This is a genomic window from Bradyrhizobium oropedii (genome assembly GCF_020889685.1).
Lineage (GTDB): Bacteria > Pseudomonadota > Alphaproteobacteria > Rhizobiales > Xanthobacteraceae > Bradyrhizobium > Bradyrhizobium oropedii.
On the sequence record NZ_JACMYO010000372.1, the window covers coordinates 1 to 2,580 of the forward strand.

General features: G+C 66.0%; 3 protein-coding genes. All 3 read right to left on the bottom strand.

Features of this window, described 5'->3' with window-relative positions; genetic code table 11:
• Nucleotides 1-37: 37 nt before the first annotated feature.
• Complete coding sequence (gene tnpC / locus H8A95_RS42490; RefSeq protein WP_229188380.1) at nucleotides 38-1,660, bottom strand: IS66 family transposase; 1,623 nt, start codon at nucleotides 1,658-1,660, stop codon at nucleotides 38-40.
• A 98-nt stretch (nucleotides 1,661-1,758) separates the two neighbouring features.
• Nucleotides 1,759-2,112: an IS66 family insertion sequence element accessory protein TnpB gene (gene tnpB / locus H8A95_RS42495; RefSeq protein ID WP_229188381.1), complete on the bottom strand. Its 354-nt coding sequence runs from the start codon at nucleotides 2,110-2,112 to the stop codon at nucleotides 1,759-1,761.
• A partial coding sequence (gene tnpA, locus H8A95_RS44635; RefSeq protein ID WP_420839544.1) for an IS66-like element accessory protein TnpA occupies nucleotides 2,109-2,580 on the bottom strand: 472 nt, incomplete at its 5' end. The genes tnpA and tnpB, both read right to left, overlap by 4 nt.

The following is a 2,580-nucleotide window of genomic DNA, read 5'->3' on the forward strand; positions in this document are numbered from 1 at the left end:
GTAAGCGGTGCAGCCGTCCCACGTTGACGGTAGCCTATCAGCGCTTGGCGCCGTAGGCCCATGGCATCAGCTCATCGATGCGGGACGCCGGCCAACGGTTGACGAGCTTGGTGAGGACGTCGGTGGTCCAGGCCAGCGGATCGACGGCATTGAGTTTACAGGTCTCGAGAAGCGAGGCGATCATGGCCCATCCCGCCGCGCCGCGATCGTGGCCGGCGAACAGTGCATTCTTCCTTGTCAGGGCCAACCCGCGGATCGAACGCTCGACGGTATTGGAGTCGATCTCGATGCGGCCGTCTTCGAGGAAGCGGCACAAGCCGTCCCAGTGATTGAGACCATAGGCGATTGCTTCAGCGAGCTTGCTGCCCTTCGACATCCTTGCGAGATTATCCTCGAACCAGGGCTTCAAGGCTTCGATGACGGGTTTTGCCCGCTGCTGGCGTGCCGCCCGGCGTATTTCGGGCGGCGAGCCACGGATCTCCGCCTCGATGTCGTAGAGCGGCTTGATGCGTGCGAGCGCCTCCGTCGCGATCGGCGCGTTGCCGCCGACATAGACCTCATAGAACTGTCGCCGCAGGTGGCTCCAACAATAGGCAAGCGTCACCGGCCCACCAGGCCGTGTCGGCGCGGCCAACTTCTTGTAGGCGGCGTAGCCGTCGACCTGCAAGATGCCGTTGAAGCCGTCGAGCAGCTTGGCGGCGTGCTCGCCGCCGCGGCCCGGCGCATAGGAGTAGGCCACAGCGGGCGGACCACTTCCCCGGTGCTGCGGGGACCCAGCCGCATCCACACCTCCGCCCCAGGGCCGATCGTCACGCGCGATCGCCCACAGGTAGCCGGTCTTGGTCTTGCCGGCACCCGGATCGAGCACCGGACAGCGCGTCTCGTCGCAGAACAGCCGCGGTGACGCCTTGAGCAGGTCAATCAGATGATCGTGCAGAGGCTGCAGTTCGGCGGCCGCGGCGCCGACCCATTGAGCCAGAGTCGAGCGCTCGATCTTCACACCGTGACGGGCGAGGATCTGCGATTGCCGATACAATGGAAGATGATCGGCGTGCTTGGACACCACCACGTCGGCGACCATCGCCTCCGTCGGCAAGCCGCCTTCGACCAGCCGCGCCGGCGCCTGGGCCTGGATCACGCCGGCGACCGTGTCGGCGCCCGTCTTCTCGCAGCTCCGGCAGGCATATTTCGGCCGCCTGGTCACGATCACGCGTACCTTGGCCGGCACTTTGTCGAGCCGCTTGGAGGTGTCCTCGCCGATGACGTGCAGTTCGCCGCCGCAGCACGGACAAGCCTTGCTTTCGGGTTCGATCACCACGTCCTCATGCGGCAGGTGATCGAGATTCTCATGGCGGCTGGCGCGGCGCTTGCGCGTCGCGGCCGCCTTGAGCGCGGGATCGGTCTTCTCATCCTCCGCCTCGGCTTTGGCGAGCGAGGTCTCGAGCTCCTCCAGCGCGAGCGACAGCTGGTCGTCGGTGATGCGCTCGGATTTGCGGCCAAAATACGCGCGGCGGATCTCGGAGATGATCGCCTCGAGCCGTGCATTGCGGACGACCAGTTTGTCGCGCTCGGCGACGACGGCGGCCCGTGTTGCACGCTCGGCCAGCAGCAACGCGCGCAACGCGTCGATGTCGTCTGGCAGCGTGTCGATCACATCCATCGTCGCTCGGGGCGTCTTGCCGAAGATGAACCAGAGTGTCGATGATTCTCTCGATGCATCCAGCTCCGATCGTGGGCCTGAGTCGTTGTGTCGCAGCATCATTGCGCGATACTCGGCCGAACAACGTCCCGGCGCTCCACATGCGCCCACTGGCCGCCTTCGAGCAGCGCAGCAAGCTGCACCGCCGACAGCTTCAGCATGCCGTCTTCGATCGGCGGCCAGCGGAACTGGCTATCCTCCAGCCGCTTCGTCATCAGGCAGATGCCAGTTCCGTCCCACCACAGCAGCTTCACCCGGTCCATCCTCTTGGAACGGAACACGTAGACGGCGCCATTGAACGGATCGGCTCCGAGCGCCGCCTGCACAATGGCGGCGAGGCCGTCGGCCTGTTTGCGGAAGTCCACCGGGCGTGTCGCCACCAGAACCTGGAGCTCTGCTCCAGCCGTGATCATGAGGCCCTCCGTACCGCACGCAGCACCGCGACGAGCGCCTCAGTCTCAACCTGGCCGATGACGCGCAAGACGGCATCGGCGACCGCGATCTCGATCGTGCCGGAACCAATCGGGGACGGTTGAGCAGATCTCGATGGCGACGATCGCGCAGACGCCGCGATCACCACTGGCGCAAACGCCGGCGCATCGTCACAGATCGCGGTTGTGGGCAATGGCCTGCCTTTGCGACGACGCGGCTGCGGTGCGTTCCCAGCTTCATGAAACGAAGCCCGGGCCTCGCGACGCCACGCGAACAATTGCTGGGGGCTCAGCCCATGGCGCCGCGCCACCTCCGACACGCTGACGCCGCTCGCAAGACTCTCCTCCACGATGCGGGTCTTGTCCTCGCTCAACCATCGCCGGCGACGGCCAGCGCCTGTGATCAGCTCGATCCGCCGCACCTCGGTGACGCCGCCGCCGGCTCCGGCC

Coding starts and splice junctions, on each gene's coding strand:
- tnpC (WP_229188380.1), bottom strand. CDS start 1,660: ATGGATGTGATCGACACGCTGCCAGACGACATCGACGCGTTGCGCGCG.
- tnpB (WP_229188381.1), bottom strand. CDS start 2,112: ATGATCACGGCTGGAGCAGAGCTCCAGGTTCTGGTGGCGACACGCCCG.